This is a genomic window from Streptomyces sp. NBC_00523, assembly GCF_036346615.1.
Lineage (GTDB): Bacteria > Actinomycetota > Actinomycetes > Streptomycetales > Streptomycetaceae > Streptomyces.
Genome location: NZ_CP107836.1, coordinates 6,720,462 through 6,736,535, shown reverse-complemented (window position 1 = coordinate 6,736,535; position 16,074 = coordinate 6,720,462). Strand labels below are relative to the sequence as shown.

15 protein-coding genes are annotated in these 16,074 nt (G+C 72.0%); 5 read left to right on the top strand and 10 right to left on the bottom strand.

Annotation, left to right across the window (positions count from 1 at the left end):
- Positions 1-224 precede the first annotated feature (224 nt).
- On the top strand, positions 225-1,592 hold the full coding sequence (locus tag OHS17_RS30385) for an FAD-dependent oxidoreductase (RefSeq protein ID WP_330314750.1): 1,368 nt from the start codon (positions 225-227) through the stop codon (positions 1,590-1,592).
- Between the two features lie 71 nt (positions 1,593-1,663).
- On the opposite strand, the gene OHS17_RS30380 is transcribed toward OHS17_RS30385, so the two are convergent.
- The gene (locus OHS17_RS30380) at positions 1,664-2,716 is read right to left on the bottom strand and encodes a chitinase (protein WP_330314749.1); all 1,053 of its coding nucleotides are present in this window, start codon (positions 2,714-2,716) and stop codon (positions 1,664-1,666) included.
- A gap of 124 nt (positions 2,717-2,840) precedes the next feature.
- Entirely contained in the window at positions 2,841-3,443 is a 603-nt protein-coding gene (locus OHS17_RS30375; RefSeq protein ID WP_330314748.1) for a hypothetical protein, read from the bottom strand.
- Between the two features lie 179 nt (positions 3,444-3,622).
- Between OHS17_RS30375 and OHS17_RS30370 the strand changes: the two genes are divergently transcribed.
- Entirely contained in the window at positions 3,623-5,056 is a 1,434-nt protein-coding gene (locus OHS17_RS30370) for a carotenoid oxygenase family protein (RefSeq protein WP_330314747.1), read from the top strand.
- 30 nt (positions 5,057-5,086) lie between these two features.
- Here the strand turns inward: OHS17_RS30370 and OHS17_RS30365 are convergent, their stop codons facing one another.
- Positions 5,087-6,241, bottom strand: coding sequence for a DUF6777 domain-containing protein (locus tag OHS17_RS30365; protein WP_330314746.1), 1,155 nt, complete (start codon positions 6,239-6,241; stop codon positions 5,087-5,089).
- Between the two features lie 187 nt (positions 6,242-6,428).
- Between OHS17_RS30365 and OHS17_RS30360 the strand changes: the two genes are divergently transcribed.
- The 3 genes from OHS17_RS30360 to OHS17_RS30350 are packed head-to-tail and all read left to right on the top strand — an operon-like array spanning position 6,429 to position 9,253.
- Positions 6,429-7,283, top strand: a complete 855-nt coding sequence (locus OHS17_RS30360; protein ID WP_330314745.1) for a YndJ family protein — start codon at positions 6,429-6,431, stop codon at positions 7,281-7,283.
- Positions 7,280-7,816 carry a DUF1990 family protein gene (locus OHS17_RS30355; protein ID WP_330314744.1) on the top strand — a complete coding sequence of 179 codons (537 nt, stop codon included), beginning with the start codon at positions 7,280-7,282 and terminating at the stop codon, positions 7,814-7,816. Before OHS17_RS30360 ends, OHS17_RS30355 begins: the two co-directional genes overlap by 4 nt.
- Before the next feature lie 33 nt (positions 7,817-7,849).
- Positions 7,850-9,253, top strand: a complete 1,404-nt coding sequence (locus tag OHS17_RS30350; RefSeq protein WP_330314743.1) for a lipase maturation factor family protein — start codon at positions 7,850-7,852, stop codon at positions 9,251-9,253.
- 4 nt (positions 9,254-9,257) lie between these two features.
- Here the strand turns inward: OHS17_RS30350 and OHS17_RS30345 are convergent, their stop codons facing one another.
- Genes OHS17_RS30345 through OHS17_RS30315 form a run of 7 tightly spaced genes read right to left on the bottom strand, consistent with a single transcriptional unit; the run spans position 9,258 to position 16,074 of the window.
- The gene (locus OHS17_RS30345) at positions 9,258-10,607 is read right to left on the bottom strand and encodes an ammonium transporter (protein ID WP_330314742.1); all 1,350 of its coding nucleotides are present in this window, start codon (positions 10,605-10,607) and stop codon (positions 9,258-9,260) included.
- A gap of 40 nt (positions 10,608-10,647) precedes the next feature.
- A complete protein-coding gene (locus OHS17_RS30340; protein ID WP_330314741.1) occupies positions 10,648-11,595 on the bottom strand; it encodes an urease accessory protein UreD in 948 nt (315 codons plus the stop codon).
- Between the two features lies 1 nt (position 11,596).
- Positions 11,597-12,217, bottom strand: coding sequence for an urease accessory protein UreG (ureG, locus tag OHS17_RS30335; protein WP_018099943.1), 621 nt, complete (start codon positions 12,215-12,217; stop codon positions 11,597-11,599).
- Between the two features lie 29 nt (positions 12,218-12,246).
- A complete protein-coding gene (locus tag OHS17_RS30330) occupies positions 12,247-12,993 on the bottom strand; it encodes an urease accessory protein UreF (protein ID WP_330314740.1) in 747 nt (248 codons plus the stop codon).
- Between the two features lie 5 nt (positions 12,994-12,998).
- Positions 12,999-14,723, bottom strand: coding sequence for an urease subunit alpha (gene ureC, locus OHS17_RS30325; RefSeq protein WP_161210324.1), 1,725 nt, complete (start codon positions 14,721-14,723; stop codon positions 12,999-13,001).
- Positions 14,723-15,199 (bottom strand): urease subunit beta, encoded by a 477-nt coding sequence (locus OHS17_RS30320; RefSeq protein ID WP_330314739.1) that lies wholly within the window; start codon positions 15,197-15,199, stop codon positions 14,723-14,725. The genes ureC and OHS17_RS30320 overlap by 1 nt, the downstream gene beginning before the upstream one ends.
- Positions 15,196-16,074, bottom strand: a complete 879-nt coding sequence (locus OHS17_RS30315; protein WP_330314738.1) for a sirohydrochlorin chelatase — start codon at positions 16,072-16,074, stop codon at positions 15,196-15,198. Before OHS17_RS30315 ends, OHS17_RS30320 begins: the two co-directional genes overlap by 4 nt.

The window sequence follows — 16,074 nt, the reverse complement described above, 5'->3', positions numbered from 1 at the left end:
TTGATGAACGTGCGATAGGACACATTCACGGAGCGTGCCGGAGGCCCGCGTCACAAGGATTCCCGGCACCCCGGTGCGCGCGGGAGGCCCGAATACCGCCCGGTAACGCCGCCCCGCCCCGAAAGCGGGTCCGAGCAGCGGCTAACGTGTGCGACGGGGTCGACTAAGCCTTGCCTTACCAACCGGCCCCGCTTCTGCTCGCCCGTTCGAAGGAACAGCTCGCCATGACACGCCCCGTTCGCGTCGCCATCGTCGGAGCCGGTCCCGCCGGCATTTACGCGGCGGACGCGCTGCTCAAATCCGACGCGGCCGCCGATCCGGGTGTCTCCATCGACCTCTTCGAGCGGATGCCGGCCCCCTTCGGCCTGATCCGCTACGGCGTGGCGCCCGACCACCCGCGCATCAAGGGCATCGTGCAGGCGCTGCACCAGGTGCTGGACAAGCCGCAGCTGCGCCTGTTCGGCAACGTCGACTACCCGAACGACCTGGACCTCGACGAGCTGCGCACGTTCTACGACGCGGTGATCTTCTCGACCGGCGCCGACGCGGACCGCGCGCTCGACATCCCCGGCCACGACCTGGACGGCTCCTACGGGGCCGCCGACTTCGTCTCCTGGTACGACGGCCACCCGGACGTCCCGCGCACCTGGCCGCTGGAGGCCGAGAAGGTCGCCGTGCTGGGCGTCGGGAACGTGGCTCTCGACGTGGCCCGCATCCTCGCGAAGACCGCCGACGAGCTGCTGCCGACGGAGATCCCCGCCAACGTCTACGAGGGCCTGAAGGCGAACAAGGCGCTGGAGGTGCACGTCTTCGGGCGGCGCGGCCCGGCCCAGGCGAAGTTCAGCCCGATGGAGCTGCGCGAGCTGGACCACTCGCCCAACATCGAGGTCATCGTCAACCCCGAGGACATCGACTACGACGAGGGCTCGATCGAGACCCGGCGCGGGAACAAGCAGGCCAACATGGTCGCCTCCACGCTGGAGAACTGGGCGATCCGTGACATCGGCGACCGGCCGCACAAGCTCTTCCTGCACTTCTTCGAGTCCCCCGTCGAGATCACCGGCGAGGACGGCCGGGTCACCGGTCTGCGCACCGAGCGCACGGAGCTGGACGGCACCGGCAACGTGCGCGGCACCGGCACCTTCCACGACTGGGACGTCCAGGGCGTCTACCGCGCGGTGGGCTACTACTCGCGCGAGCTCCCGAAGCTGCCGTTCGACGTCGCGTCCGGCACGGTCCCGCACGCCGCGGGCCGGGTCCTCGAAGGCGACGAGCCGATGGAGTCGGTGTACGTCACCGGCTGGATCAAGCGGGGCCCGGTCGGCCTGATCGGCCACACCAAGGGCGACGCCAACGAGACCGTCGCCTGCCTGCTGGAGGACCACGCCGCCGGGCGGCTGCCCGCCCCGGCGCGGCCCGAGCCGGAGGCCGTCACCGCCTTCCTGGAGGAGCGCGGCGTCCGCTACACCACCCGCGAGGGCTGGTACCGCCTCGACGCGCACGAGCGCGCGCTCGGGGCCGAGCAGGACCGCGAGCGCGTCAAGGTCGTGGAGCGCGAGGCGATGCTGGACGCCTCGGAGACCGGCCACTGACACCACGGCGACGGCCCCGCACCTCCCGGAAGGGGGGTGCGGGGCTGTCGCCCTGAGGGGGGTCTGCGGGGTCAGCGGCCCTGGAGCGCCTTCACGTTGTCGCCGAAGGTCCAGTTCTTCGAGCCGTCCCAGTTCAGCGACCAGGTCATGAGGCCCTTGAGGCTGTTGCCGTAGTGGTTCCACGCCTGGGAGACGAGGCCGGTCGACATGTATCCGCCGCCCGCGCCGGGCTGGGCGGGCAGACCGGGGACCTGCTTGTCGTAGGGCACCCGGATCGTGGTGCCCTGGATGGTGAGGCCCTTGTCGAGGCAGTCGGTCTGCGCGGTGGAGCCCTCCACGGTGCCGGCGGAGTACGAGTCGCCGGAGCAGCCGTACATGCTGCCGTTGTAGTACTGCATGTTCAGCCACCAGAGCCGGCCGTTGTCCGCGTACTTCTTGATGATGGGGAGGTACGCGCCCCAGATCGAGCCGTACACGACGCTGCCGCCGGTGACGTAGGCCGTCTCGGGGGCCATCGTCAGGCCGAAGTTCGACGGCATCTTCGCGAGGACGCCGTCGATGATGCGGATCAGGTTGGACTGCGAGGCGGACAGCTGGCTGATGTTGCCGGTGCCGGTCAGGCCGGTCTCGATGTCGATGTCGATGCCGTCGAAGTTGTACTTCTTCAGGATGGGCACGACCGTGTCCACGAAGCGGTCCGCGACGGCGGTGGAGCTGAGGTCGATGCCGGCGGTGGCGCCGCCGATCGACATCAGGGTGGTGAGCCCGGAGGCCTTCGCCTGGCACATCTCGGCGGGGGTCGGCACCTTGACGGTCGAGTCCATCCCGTCCTCCCACAGGACGGTGCCGTCCGAGAGGATGACCGGGAAGGCCGCGTTGATCACGTTGTAGCCGTGCTGCGGAATGCGGCTGTCGGTGACGGGGATCCAGCCCAGCGGCGGGTGCACACCGTTGGACGCGCCGTCCCAGTTCTCCCAGTAGCCCTGGAGCACCTTGCCCGCGGGCTTCGACTTGACCGCACAGGTGTCCTCCTGCGCGGAGCTCGGCGTCGCGCCGACGAGCATCTGCACGATGCACGCCGCCGCCAGGCCAACCCCCAGCAGACGTGATGTGCGACCGAACATGACGGGACCTCTTCCTGAAGTGGCATGCCCCTGACAACACGCAGCGGAATCATGAACGCCGCCCAACGTAAAGTGGTCCAGACCTTCCGTCAATAGGTCTGGACCAAAGTGGGGCCGGTGTGCTTCATGGAGAGGCGTGCGCCTGACGCGACCGCTCACGCACCCGGTCCGGATAGCGCTCGGTGAAGCGGACGGCGAACACCAGCAGCACGATCGGGATGATCCAGTTGAACCAGTCGCGCCCCGACGAGGTGTGCAGGGCGAGGAGACCCAGCAGGGCGGTGGCCGCGAAGACCGCGCCCCACAGCAGCGTCAGCACCCGGTTGACGTGGCGGAAGACCGGCGTCCCCCACACCTCCCGGGGCGTCGACTCACGCGCGTACTGCTCGGTGAACGGGACGAACGCCAGCGAACCGAGCGCCACCACCGCGATCACGCCGCTGGACAGCACCTGGGCGTACCTCTCGACCCAGTCCAGGTCCTGACGGTCCAGGAAGAGGGCCAGGACGCTCAGCAACGCGAAGAAGACGATGCCGGTGACCTCCAGGATCTTGAACGAACCCCGGCGCATGTCCGGCAGATTGAGCACCACGGCGGCCACCAGACCGGCGAGGGCGGCGTACTCCCAGGTGCTGGGAGAGGCGACGACGATGAAGATGATCCAGGGCGCGAACGCGAAGAACAGGTTCCCCGTCCGCCGCCCGGAGCGGGTTTCGGCTTCGGACACCGGACACCTCCGAAGGTGTGGCCCGGCACGGCGATCTGCCGCGTCTTCCATGGTGGGCCCGGGGACGGCCCTTCGCACGCCGCGACCCGCGTTGCGGCGGTCCTGGCCCGGGGATTGAATGAGAAGTCAGCCCGGCCCGCATCCGGGCGCGCCCCCACGTCCCGGCAAGGGAGGCCGCCATGGCCGCACATGCCGCACACGCCTTCGACCCGAGCCGGGTCGTCCACCTCTCGGGGCGCTTCGCCCCCGTGACCGAAGAGGTCGACGAGGCGGACCTTGAAGTGACGGGCGCACTGCCCGGCGAGCTGGACGGGGTGTTCCTGCGCAACGGGCCCAACCCCCGCTTCACGCCGATCGGTTCGTACCTCTACCCGATCGACGGCGACGGCATGCTGCACGGCGTGTGGATCTCCGGCGGCCGGGCCCGCTACCGCAACCGGTTCGTCCGGACACCCGCCGTGGTCGCCGAGGAGCGGGCCGGGCGGGCGCTGTGGGGCGGCATCGAGTCGATGATCCTGCCGCAGGAGCCGGACGTCGGTCCCGATCTGGCCGGCACCTTCCGCGACATGCCCGACATCAACGTGGTGCGCCACGCGGGGCGGCTGCTGGCGCTCGCGGAGTCCGACTGCCCCTTCCTCATGACGCCCGACCTGGCGACCGTCGGCAAGGAGACCTTCGGCGGGGCGCTGCCGGCGGGCATCACGGCGCATCCGAAGACCGACCCGGTCACGGGCGAGATGCTGGTGTTCTGCTACGGCCTGGAGCCGCCCTACCTCACCTGGTCCGCGATCGGCCCGCAGGGCGACGTGCTCCGGGGCCCCACCCCCGTGGACGGGGCCGACGAGCCGATGATGATCCACGACATGGCGATCACCCCGCGCTTCCTGGTGATCGTGCTGGCACCGGTGTTCTTCGACATCGCGGCGGCCATGAACGGCGGCTCCATGCTCGACTGGCGCCCCGAACGCGGCACCCGGCTGGCCCTGATCCCGCGCGACGGCAGCCCGGTGCGCTGGGCGTCCGACGACGCCTTCTGGCTGTGGCACACGGTCAACGCGTTCGACACCGAGCCCGGCGGCGGCGATGTGGTGCTGGACTACGTGCAGTGGACACGCCTGTCGCTCGGCGCGCCCGCCGAGGGGGCGGGGCCCAACCACGCGGGCCTGGTGCGCGCGGTCATCGATCCCGTCGCGGGCACGATGCGCCGGACCGTGCTGGACGACGTCCGGATGGAACTCCCCCGCACCGACGACCGGCTGATCGGCAGGCGCCACCACCAGCTGGCCGTGGCCTCGGACTCCGGCGGCCTGGATCTGCTGCCGGGCGAGTACGACACCCTGCGCTGGTACGACGGCAACGACCCCTCCGGTCCGCATGTGGCGTGGCGGGCCGGGGACCTGTCGGTGGGCGAGCCGGTCTTCGCCCCCGTCCCCGGCACCGGGCCGGGCGAGGGCGGCTACTGGATGACGTACGCCACCGACCGCACCGACGGGACCAGCTGGCTGCTCGTCATCCCGTCCGAGGACCCGGCATCGGGCCCGGTCGCCCGGGTCCGCATCCCGGTCCGCGTCCCCCTGGGCCTCCACGGCAACTGGCTGCCCACCGAGGAGTGAGGCCCGCCGGGGAGCGGGGACCGCCGCCGTTCACCACCGCACGGCCGGACCGTCGTCGGCGCCCCTGGGCAGCCGGATGGACGTCGGCGGCTCGTCGGACGCGGGTGTCCGCTCCGGCATCGACGGCTCCGCGGACGGCCCGTCCGTCGGCTCAGCGGTCGGCGTCGGGCAGTGCGTCTCCCCCGGCGCCCGGGCGGGTACGCCGCGGGCCGCCGCCGGCTGACCGGGCGGTGTGGGCGTCTCCGGCGCGGGTACGTCGGGCGTCGGGCACTCCTCCGGAGTCCGGGACGGCGTGGGCTCCTCCGGCCGCGCGGACTCCGTCGGGGACTCCGGCCGCTCCGTACCGGGCGGCGTGACGTCGGGGAGCGGGCCGGTGATATCGGTGTCGGGCGTGTAGGGCGGCGGCTTCTCGGGAACGCGGTCGCCGGTCCCCTCGTCGCCGGCCGGCCGGGCGATCCAGCTGTGGTGGTCCAGGTCGGCGATCACCAGCTCCGCCACGGGCCGCGCGGCGGGCTCGATCACGACGGTCCGCGCCGGGTCGAACCCCTCCCACCGCTTCCCCGTCCCGGCCGCCGCGTCACCCCGGCCGGTGGGCGGGTCCAGCGGATTGCCGCAGACGCAGCGGACCCGGGGCAGCCCCCGTGCGTCGACCATGACCGCGGTCCCCGCCTGCAACACGGACTGGTAGGTGGTGACGGAGCCGTCCCTGAAGCCGTGCCCGGTGACCAGGGTGTCGGCGCGCAGCAGGACGGGCGTCAGGCCGCGCAGGAAGCCGGCGACCTGGTCGCGCGCGACGGACACGGTGTGCGCGAACGCCTCTTCCCGCGCCGGGTCCACGGCAAGCATGCGGATCTGCGCCTCGACGTCGCAGGAGGGAACGGCGCGGGTTCCGGCGTACAGGCCGGGAGTCGATCCGGTGCGCTTGAGCGCCTGTCCGGGCGCCGACGGGGAGCGGGGCGCCCCGGTCCGTGCGGCGTGAGGGGGAAGTGCCGGACCGCCCGCGGTGGAGGCGGTGAAGGGGGCGGTCCCGGGGTCGGACGCGGGTTGGAGGACGGGGCCGGTCGCGTCACCCGTTCGCGTGGCCGGAGCACCGCCGGAGGTGTCCCGGGCGCAGCCCGCGGTGAGGAGGAGGCCGGCGCAGAGCAGGGCGGGGGCTGTGCGGCGCATGCGTATGCGTGAGGGCACGGGCGGTTCTCCTGCCTGGTCACCGGTCTCCCGGTCGCTCCTCCATGTCTGCCGCACTTCCCCCGCCGCCGCAAGCCAACCGCTTCCCGGGAGGTGTACGCCCCCTGCCGCCTTGAACGCGTTCAAAGCAGCGTAGAGTCTGCGTCGACAACGATTTGAACGCGTTCAACTCGGGGGTGGGTGAGTCATGTCGGTCCTTGTCGGGCTGATCGTGATGCTGGGGATGCTGGTGATCGTGCCGGCCGGGCTGCGGCTCGCCGACGCACCGGAACTGGACCGGATCGGACGGTTCTGGCCGGTCTTCGCCGCCCCCGGCGCGGTGTCGCTCTGGCTGCCGCGCGGTAGGGCCGCCACGGTCCTGGCCCTCTGCTACGGAATCGGGGCCGCGCTTCTCGCGCTGCACGCCGTGCCCCGCGCCGCCGGCCGCGACGGTCCCCTGCGTTCCCCGGCCACGGCGCCGGCCGAGATCGCCCTGCTCACCGCACTGGTGACCCCGGCCGTCGCCGCCACCGCGCTGGTCGCCGAACGCGCCGGACACCCGCTGTTCGGCTTCGGTCCCGGCATCCTGGCGCTGACCGTGCCGCACTTCCACTTCGCCGGGTTCGCCGCCGCCCTGGTCGCGGGTCTGGTGAGCCGGGTGGCCGACGGTCCCGCGGGCCGGTTCGCGGCGCTCAGCGTGCCCCTGGGCACCCTGTCCGTGCTGGCCGGCTACTTCATCGGCGACTGGGCCGAACTCGTCGGGGCGGTGGCCCTGACGGCCGGGATGTGGACCGTGGCGCTGCTGACCTGGCGCACGGTCCGGCCCGCCCACCGCGACCGCGCCACCCGGCTGCTGCTCGCCGTCTCGGCCGCCGTGCTCGCGGTGACCATGGTCCTCGCCCTGATCTGGGCGCTGGGCGAGGCGACGGGTCTGCCGCACCCCGGCCTTCTCTGGATGGCCACCACCCACGGCGTGGGCAACGCACTGGGGTTCGGGCTCTGCTCGGTGCTCGCCTGGCGGCGCCTGCACCTCCTCCACGACGGCGAAGGAAGCATCCGATGAGCAGCCTCAACTACCCGGAGGCGGGGGTCACCCGCCTCGGCCCGCTCCCCGACGGCTACCACCACCTGCACCACCGCACCCGGGTCGGGCGCGGCCGCGCCGACTTCGAGGCGGCCGGGGCGGCGATCACCGAGTTCCGGATGCACCGCGGATCGGGGGCGCGTGTGGAGGCGTCCACGCCACGCGCCGAGGCGGGGACGGCCGTTCGGGTGGCGGTGCAGGCCGGGCCGCTGCGACTCGCCGCCCCCTGCCGGGTGATCTGGGCCGAGTACGGTCCGGAGCGGATCGGGTTCGGATACGGGACGGAGACCGGCCACCCCGAGCGCGGCGAGGAGTGCTTCACGGCCGAACTCGCCGAGGACGGCACGGTCTGGTTCAGGGTGATGGCGTTCAGCCGGCCCGCCCGCTGGTACGCGCGGCTCGGCGGTCCGCTGGTGCCGCCGCTCCAGCGGTGGTACGCGCGCCGCCTCGGCCGTACGCTGCGCCGGATCGTGGCGGAGGAGCGCGAGCGGCGCGAGGCGCCCGGCCGATGAGCCCGGGGGCGGGGCCGGGCCATACTGGTAGCGATGGAGTGGTTCACCGCTGACGGGTACTGGCTCGGCCGGCTGGTCTTCCAGAAGGCCCTCGCCGTCGTCTACCTGACCGCCTTCCTCACCGCGGCGCTTCAGTTCCGGGCACTGATCGGGGAGCGCGGCATGCTGCCCGCGACCCGGGAGCTCCGGCGTACGTCCTGGCGCACCGCCCCGGGGCTCTTCCGGCTGCATTGCTCGGACCGCTTCTTCGCCGTGGTCGCCTGGGCCGGGTGCGCCGTCTCCGTCGCGCTGCTCGCCGGGGCGGACAACCAGGTGCCGCTGGGCGCGGCGATGGCGCTGTGGGCGGTGCCGTGGCTGTTGTATCTGTCGATCGTGCAGGTGGGCGGGGTCTGGTACGGGTTCGGCTGGGAATCGCTGCTCCTGGAGACGGGTTTCCTCGCCGTCTTCCTGGGGAACGCGGGCACGGCGCCACCGGTGCTGGTGCTCTGGCTGCTGCGGTGGCTGCTGTTCCGGGTGGAGTTCGGCGCCGGGCTCATCAAGTGGCGCGGTGACGCCTGCTGGCGGAAGCTGACGTGTCTGGACTTCCACCACGAGACGCAGCCGATGCCGGGCCCGCTGAGCTGGTTCTTCCACCGTCTCCCCCGGCCCGTGCACCGGGTCGAGGTGGCGGCCAACCATGTGACCCAGCTGCTCGTTCCGGTGCTGCTGTTCACCCCGCAGCCGGTGGCGAGTTTCGCGGCGGGCCTGATGATCGTCACCCAGTTGTGGCTGGTGCTCTCGGGCAACTTCGCCTGGCTCAACTGGCTGACCATCACGCTCGCCCTGCCGGTCATCGACTGGTCGCCGCTGACCGAACCGCCCGCCCAGCGGGGCGCGCCCGGCTGGTACGCCGTGCTGGTCATCGCGGTCACCGCGCTGGTCCTGGTCCTCAGCTACCGTCCGGCCCGCAATCTGGTCTCCCGCCGCCAGGTGATGAACCGGTCCTTCGACCCGCTGCACCTGGTCAACACGTACGGCGCCTTCGGCAGCATCAGCCGGGTCCGCCTGGAGGTGGTGGTGGAGGGGACGGACGACGCGGTGGTGCATCCGGGCACGGTGTGGAAGGAGTACGGCTTCAAGGGCAAGCCGGGTGATCCGCGCCGGCTGCCGCGCCAGTTCGCCCCGTACCATCTGCGGCTCGACTGGATGATGTGGTTCGCCGCGCTCTCCCCCGCGTACGCCAGATCCTGGTTCGGGCCGTTCGTGGAGCGGCTGCTGGAGAACGACCGGGACACCCTGCGGCTGCTGCGGCACAACCCGTTCCCGGACGCCCCGCCCGCCCAGGTGCGGGCCCGGGTCTTCCGCTACCGGTTCACGACCTGGCGCGAGCTGCGGGCCACCGGCTGCTGGTGGCACCGCACCTTCGTACGCGACTTCCTGCGCCCGACCAGGGCCTGAGCGGCTACTTCTCGCTCTCGCGGGCCCGCAGCAACCGGCTGATCTGCTGGACCAGTTCGTCGTCGCTCGCCACCCGCCGCCCGGAGACCAGCGCGCCGAGCCGCTCGGCGGTCTGGAAGTCGTACGCCCGCTCCGCCTCCTCACCCGGGACGTTGGCGTACTCCTCCTTCGCCCGGAAGCCGACGGTCAGGTCGACGGCCTTGGCGATGAGCCAGGTGAGGATGAACGAGAACGCGATCACGGACACGATCGCCACCAGCTGCTTGCCGAGCAGGCCCCAGCCGCCCCCGTAGAACAGGCCCTCCTTGCCGCTGATGCGGGCCGTGGCAAAGAGGCCGACCATGACCAGGCCGATGAAGCCGCCGACGCCGTGCACCCCGACCACGTCGAGCGTGTCGTCCACGTTGAAGCGGAACTTGAGGGTGACCGCGTACGCGCTCACCGCCCCGACGACCAGGCCGGTGATCACCGCACCCAGGGTGTTGATCTCACCGCACGCCGGGGTGATGGCGACCATGCCCGCGACGGCGGAGGAGACGACGCCCATGGTGGTCACCCGGCCCGTGCGCCACTTCTCGACCAGCGGCCAGGTCACCATGGCGCCCGCCGCACCGAGCTGCGTGTTGATGAAGGCGGCCGCGGCCGTGCCCTGGTCGGTGAGCGCGGAGCCGGAGTTGAAGCCGAACCAGCCGAACCACAGCAGCCCGACGCCGACGACCACGAGCGGGATGTTGTTCGGGCGCTCCTCCCGGCGGGCGAAGTCGCGGGGCGCGCGCAGCACGAGCGCGACGGCGAGCCCGGCGACCCCGGAGTTGAGCTCCACCGGCAGCCCGCCCGCGAAGTCGAGGGCGCCGAGGTGCTTCACGATCCAGCCGTCCTTGTCGAACACCCAGTGCGCGATCGGGATGTAGACGATCAGCAACCAGAGCACGACGAAGACGAGCCAGCCCCGCATCGTGGCGCGGTCGGCGATGGAGCCGCTGATCAGCGCCACGGTGATGACGGCGAAGCCCATCTGGAAGGTGCTGTAGATGTACGTGGGGATGGCCCCGGTCAGCGTGTTGAGCTCGATGCCCTTCATGAACACGTGGTCGAGGTTCCCGATGACCCCGGCGCCGCCGACGTCCGGCCCGAACGCCAGGGTGTAGCCGATGACCCACCAGACGAGCGTGCCGAAGGCCAGCGCGGCGAAGCTCATCTTGATCATCATCAGCACGTGCCGGGTGCGCACCATGCCGCCGTAGAAGAACGCGAGGCCGGGCGTCATCAGCAGGACCATGGCGGTGGCGGCGAGCAGCCAGGCGGTGTCCCCGGAGTCGTACGCGGCCGGCATGGGCGCGGGAGCGGTAATCATCGGCGGTACCTCGGGTAGGGAGCGGGCGGGGCGGGAAGCGCTACGGCTTGCGCAGGTCGGGCGGCGGGTGGCCGGTCAGCAGACGGCGTACGGCGTGCCAGACGGCCCGTTGCGCCTCGGCGACCCGGACCGGGCTGTCGTCGAGCAGCCGCACCCACGCCCCGCAGTCCCGGGGCAGCACGCTCACCCCGTACAGGACGCCGAGCCCGGCCAGCGCCTCGTGCAGGGTGTCGGCGAGCCCGGCGGCGGGAACGCTGTCGGTCACCACGAAGAGCGAGGCGACGTGGTCGTGCCCGGCGAACACCCCGGGCCCGAGGACTCCGGCCCCCGGCGCCAGGCGCAGGGTGTCGATGGCGAGGAGGGTGCCGTCGGGCCGGCTGACGCGGAGGTCGGTGGCGAGCATCCGGTACGCGTGGCGCTCGCCCCGGGCGAGCCGGCCGGCGGTGAGGGTGTCACCGACGAGCACGGTGGCGCCGGGCGCGACGGTGACCTCGGTGCGCTGGTAGAACCGCGCGTCGCGGAACGGGATGAGCGGGTCGGGGAGGTATTCGACGTAGCTGCCGGCCTCGGCGGTGAGGTGGACGCGCTGGCTCGCGTAGTCGTGCTCCATCCGGAAGACCTTGGTCGCGGCCTGGGTCGTCAGGTGGACCTGCGTACCGGGGCCGCAGTGGAAGTCCATCCGGTAGCGGTCGGCCTGGGCGATGCCGCCGCCGGTCGCCATCAGATACACGTAACTCATGCCGGGCTGCGTGGGGTCGATCCACAGCGGGCGCATGATCTGGAGCGGGGTCTTCTGGTAGCGCCCGACGAGTTCGGTGCGCCCGCCCCGCACGGCGAAGGCGAGGTCGAGGATGCCGACCTTGGCCGGGGAGCCGGGCGCCAGGGTGTCCGGGACGGAGGCCAGAGCCGCCACGTCCGGGGGAAGGCGGACGGGCGTGTAGTACTCCTCGGTGAGCCGGTCCTTCGGCCGTTGCGGGGCGAGCGGCATGTCAGATCAGCACCTTGCGGCGCGATTCGAGGTAGCCGGCGATCTCGTCCACGCCCACCCCGGTCAGGCAGTCGGTGAGGACGACGGGGCGGTCGCCCCGGACCCGGTGGGCGTCGGACTCCATGACGTTGATGTCCGTCCGCACGTACTGGGCGATGTCGATCTTGTTGATGACGAGGAGGTCGGAGTCGGTGATGCCGGGTCCGCGCTTGCGGGGCATCTTCTCGCCCTCCGCCGTGTCGAGCACGAAGAGGAAGAGGTCGACCAGGGCGGGGCTGAACGTCAGGGTGAGGTTGTCGCCTCCCGACTCGTACAGGAGCGTGTCGGTGTCCGGGAAGCGTTCCAGCATCTCGGCACCGGCCGCGAGGTTCATCGTCGGGTCGTCGCGTACGGCGGTGTGCGGGCAGGCGCCCGTCTCGACGCCGACGACGCGCTCGGGTTCGAGGACACCGGCCAGGGTGCGGCGGACGTGCTGGGCGTCCTCCTGGGTGTAGATGTCGTTGGTGATGACGGCGGGGCGGTGACCGCGTGCGATCAGGACCGGGACCAGCGCCTCGATGAGCGCGGTCTTGCCGGAGCCGACGGGTCCGCCGATGCCGACCCGCAGTACGTTGTCGTCCATGGTGCTCCTAGGGGTGTCGTGGTGGGTGCTCAGCTGGCGAAGAGGCGGGCCTCGGCGCGTTCATGACGGCCCGACATGACATCCGAGGCGAAGACGGTGGCGCCGACGTCGTCCAGCTCCCTGCGCAGCGCCGCGTCGACGGTGGTCTCGATGACGGGCGCGGCGCCGCGGAGCAGGGTCTGCGCCGTACGGTGATCGGTCAGCCTCAGCCGCAGGGCGGCGCCCGCGAAGCTGACGCAGAACGCGAACAGGTCGGCGGCGACCGCCTGGCGGACCGGGACGCCGGTCGCCGCGTAGACGACCCCGGCCGCCACCGCCTGGGTGCCGGGGGCCTCGCGGCGCACGACCCGGTCGTAGTAGTCGCCGATCTCCGGGCGGCCGAACACCTCGTGGCCCAGATCCAGGAGCTGGCGCCCCGTCCGGGTCGCGGCCAGGCGCATCTCGCGGCCCAGCTTGGTGGCGAACAGGTGCTCGTCGATCCGGACGACGGCCTCCGGGTCGCCCGCCGCGGTGGCCCGGTGGGCGAGGGCGAGCGCGGTGGCGTCGGCGGGGCCGACGCCGTGCAGCAGCAGGTCCGCCAGCAGCGCCGGCAGGCTGTCCGCGTCCACGGCGCCCGCCTGGGCGAAGCCCTCCAGGCTGTGCGAGAGGGTGTAGAAGCCGCTCGGGAACGCCGAGTCGGTCAGCTGGAGGCTGACCAGCAGCGGTCCGAGGCCGGTGGCCGCCGTGGTCCCCGCCGGGCCCTGGTCGCCCGCGATGTCGCCCTCCTTGCGGTACATCGGCCCTAGACCAGGAAGTAGAGGTGGTTCAGGGGCAGCGTCTCGGCCGGGTCGATGGTGGCGACCTTGCCGTTGAGCGTGACCTTGAACGTCTCCGGGTCGACCTGCACGTCCGGCAGGACGTCGTTGCGGACCATGTTGTGCTTGCCGATGGTGCGGGTGCGGCGCACGGGCAGGACCTTGCGGTCCAGGCCGAGCCGCTCCGGTACGCCTGCGGCGATGCCCGCCTGCGACATGAACGTGGCGTGGGTGGCCTGGAGCGCCTTGCCGTACTGCCCGAACATCGGCCGGTAGGTGACCGGTTGCGGGGTGGGCAGCGAGGCGTTGGGGTCGCCCATCTGGGCCCAGGAGACGAGGCCGCCCTTGATGACCATCTTCGGCTTGGCGGCGAAGGAGTGGATGGGCCAGAGCACGATGTCGGCGAGCTTGCCCTTCTCGATCGAGCCCACGTAGTCGGAGATGCCCGTGGCGATGGCCGGGTTGATGGTGATCTTCGCGAGGTAGCGCAGCACCCGCTGGTTGTCGTTGCGCTCCGAGTCGCCCTCCAGCACCCCGAGCTTGTCCTTGCAGTGGTGCGCGGTCTGGAAGGCCCGGGTGACGGATTCGCCGATACGGCCCATCGCCTGGGAGTCGGAGGAGAACATGCTGATCACACCGAGATCGTGCAGCACCGTCTCGGCGGCGATCGTCTCGGCCCGGACCCGGCTGTCCGCGAAGGAGACGTCCTCGGGGATCTCGCGGCTGAGGTGGTGGCAGACCATCACCATGTCGAGGAGTTCGTCCACCGAGTTCTTGGTGTACGGCAGCGTCGGGTTGGTGGAGGACGGCAGGACGTTGGGCTCGCCGGTGACGCGCAGGATGTCCGGGGCGTGCCCGCCGCCCGCGCCCTCGCTGTGGAAGGTGTGGATGGCGCGGCCGTCGATGGCGGAGCGGGTGTCCTCGAAGAACCCGCCCTCGTTCAGGCTGTCGGTGTGGATGGCCACCTGGACGTCGTGCTCGTCCGCGACGTTCAGCGCGTTGTCGATCACGGCCGGGGTGGAGCCCCAGTCCTCGTGCACCTTCAGCGCGCAGGCACCGGCGGTGACCTGCTCCTCCAGGGCGCCCGGCAGGCTGCCGTTGCCCTTGCCCATGATCCCGAGGTTGACCGGCAGCGTCTCGGCCGCCTGGAGGAGCAGGCCGATGTTGTACGGGCCCGGGGTGCAGGTGGTGCCGTTGGAACCGTCCGTGGGGCCGGTGCCGCCGCCGATGAGGGTGGTGATGCCGTTGGTCAGCGCCTGTTCGGCCTGCTGCGGGGCGATCAGGTGGACGTGGCTGTCGATGGCGCCCGCGGTGGCGATCAGGTGCTCGCCCGCGATGGCCTCGGTGCCGGGGCCGATGACCAGGTCCGGATCGACGTTGTTCTGGGTCTGCGGGTTGCCGGACTTGCCGATGCCGACGATGAAGCCGTCCTTGATGCCGATGTCGCACTTGACGACGCCCACCATCGGGTCGATGACGACCACGTTGGTGATGACGGTGTCGAGCGCGCCCTGGGCGGCGGTGGCCTGCGGGTCGGAGGCCATGCCGTCGCGCATGGTCTTGCCGCCGCCGTAGACGACCTCGTCGCCGTACAGGCCCTCGCTGTAGTCCTTCTCGACCTCGACGACGAGGTTGGTGTCGCCGAGGTGGAAGCGGTCACCGACCGTCGGACCGAACATGTCGGTGTACTGCTTGCGGGGCAGGATGGGCATCAGCGCGAACCCTTCTTCTTGTCCTTGGCGGCCTTGGAACTCTTGGCCCCGTCCTTGCCGGAACCCTTGGACCCCGTCTTGGAGCCGGTCCCGGCGGGCGCGTTCCGCGCACCCTGGAAGCCGCGTTCGATGGCCTTGCGAACGGCTTCGACGCGGGCGGGGTGGGAGGCGAGGCTGCCGTTGAGCAGCCCGCTGAAGCCGGTGAGCCGGCCGGTTCCGGCGTACGCGCAGAGCTCGACCTCGCGCGTCCCGCCGGGCTCGAACCGTACGGAGGTGCCGGCGGCGATGTTGAGGTGCGTGCCCAGGGTCGCCTCGCGGTCGAAGGAGAGCGCCGAGTTCACCTCGAAGAAGTGGTAGTGCGAGCCGACCTGCACGGCCCGGTCGCCGGTGTTGCTCACGGTGACCTTGACCGTGCGGCGGCCCGCGTTGAGTTCGATGGGGTCGTCCCCGTACAGGTACTGCTGACGGAACGTCATGCGATGCTCCTGATGCCAAGGTCCGCCCCAGCGGCGGACGGGTGGTGGTGATGCCGGTGCCCGGTCCCGGGGCCGTGCTCGTGCGGGTGTCCGTGCGCGGAGCCGTGGTCGTGGTCGTGGCCGTGGCTGTGTCCGTGGCCCTCGCCCGGCGGGTGGGTGTGCGCGTGGCCGTGGTGGTCGGCCGCCGCCAGGCCGGTCGTGATCCCGTCGTCGCCGTGCTCGTCCCAGCGCCGGTGCGCGTCGGCCACGCGCTCGTCCAGCACCCGGCGCAGCGCCGGGTCCGGCACGAGGGGGCCCGCGTCCGCCACCGGCACGGGCCCCGCGCCGCCCGGGCCCACGGCCGCGAACGAGGCGGGCAGCAGCGCCACGCGTTCCGCGCCGAGCAGCGCGCAGCGCCGGACGCCTCCGGCCGGGCCGGGGTCGCTGCCGTCGAAGGCGACCTCGACCAGCTCGTGGCGCCCGTAGCGGCGTACGAGCGCGGCGACGCGGTGGAGTTCGGCGTCCTCGAAGGGGTCGCCGGAGGGGGCGGCGAGGAGGATCGCGGAGTCGGCGGGCACCCGTCCGGCGGCGGCACGCAGCCAGGCGACGAGGTGCTGGGCGGTGCCGAACGGCTCGGCGAGCAGCACGGCGCCCCGGCCGGCGTCGGGGACGGCACGCAGGGTGCGGGCGGTGTCCGCGACGAGCCCGGGTTCACGGCCGAGGGTCATCGGGACGACGACGACGCGCTCGCCCCGGCGCAGACGGGCGGCGGCGGCCCGGAAGAGGGCGCGCCCGTTGGGGACGATGTCCACGTCCGGCCCGAGCCGTCCTTCCAGCGCCCGGCCGTACGCGGCTTCGTGGCCGCAGACGGCGATGACGGCCGCGTTCCCGGCCAT

Bases quoted from the DNA above. Each gene is read 5' to 3' on its own strand.
- OHS17_RS30385 (WP_330314750.1), top strand. From the start codon at position 225: ATGACACGCCCCGTTCGCGTCGCCATCGTCGGAGCCGGTCCCGCCGGC.
- OHS17_RS30380 (WP_330314749.1), bottom strand. From the start codon at position 2,716: ATGTTCGGTCGCACATCACGTCTGCTGGGGGTTGGCCTGGCGGCGGCG.
- OHS17_RS30370 (WP_330314747.1), top strand. From the start codon at position 3,623: ATGGCCGCACATGCCGCACACGCCTTCGACCCGAGCCGGGTCGTCCAC.
- OHS17_RS30360 (WP_330314745.1), top strand. From the start codon at position 6,429: ATGTCGGTCCTTGTCGGGCTGATCGTGATGCTGGGGATGCTGGTGATC.
- OHS17_RS30355 (WP_330314744.1), top strand. From the start codon at position 7,280: ATGAGCAGCCTCAACTACCCGGAGGCGGGGGTCACCCGCCTCGGCCCG.
- OHS17_RS30350 (WP_330314743.1), top strand. From the start codon at position 7,850: ATGGAGTGGTTCACCGCTGACGGGTACTGGCTCGGCCGGCTGGTCTTC.
- OHS17_RS30345 (WP_330314742.1), bottom strand. From the start codon at position 10,607: ATGATTACCGCTCCCGCGCCCATGCCGGCCGCGTACGACTCCGGGGAC.
- OHS17_RS30340 (WP_330314741.1), bottom strand. From the start codon at position 11,595: ATGCCGCTCGCCCCGCAACGGCCGAAGGACCGGCTCACCGAGGAGTAC.
- ureG (WP_018099943.1), bottom strand. From the start codon at position 12,217: ATGGACGACAACGTACTGCGGGTCGGCATCGGCGGACCCGTCGGCTCC.
- OHS17_RS30330 (WP_330314740.1), bottom strand. From the start codon at position 12,993: ATGTACCGCAAGGAGGGCGACATCGCGGGCGACCAGGGCCCGGCGGGG.
- ureC (WP_161210324.1), bottom strand. From the start codon at position 14,723: ATGCCCATCCTGCCCCGCAAGCAGTACACCGACATGTTCGGTCCGACG.
- OHS17_RS30320 (WP_330314739.1), bottom strand. From the start codon at position 15,199: ATGACGTTCCGTCAGCAGTACCTGTACGGGGACGACCCCATCGAACTC.
- OHS17_RS30315 (WP_330314738.1), bottom strand. From the start codon at position 16,074: ATGGCCGGGAACGCGGCCGTCATCGCCGTCTGCGGCCACGAAGCCGCG.